At 40.5% G+C, this 252-nt stretch carries 1 protein-coding gene; it reads right to left on the reverse strand.

Annotation, left to right across the window (positions count from 1 at the left end):
- On the reverse strand, positions 1-252 hold a 252-nt coding region (locus ACLOR3_RS10720; protein ID WP_412036991.1), incomplete at both ends, for a Spy0128 family protein.

Here is a 252-nt window from a genome sequence, read left to right on the forward strand (position 1 = left end):
TTGTATCGTATGTAACGGTTGCGTCGCTTCCTTTAACTTCTTCTACTGTGTAGTTGTGTACGCCTTCTTGACCCTTCTTGAATTCAAGAGCTTTGAACTTAACGTTACCAGCCGCATCATTGCTTACAGTTTCAAGAGTCTTACCTTCTGAATCTTTAAGAACGAAGCTGAATTCGTTAGCTTTCAACTCACGACCTTCCAAACGTTTAGTGAAGTTGAATTCCACTTCAACTGGTACGTTGTTTACACGTT

The sequence above is a fragment of the Streptococcus intestinihominis genome, assembly GCF_046824975.1.
Taxonomy (GTDB): domain Bacteria; phylum Bacillota; class Bacilli; order Lactobacillales; family Streptococcaceae; genus Streptococcus.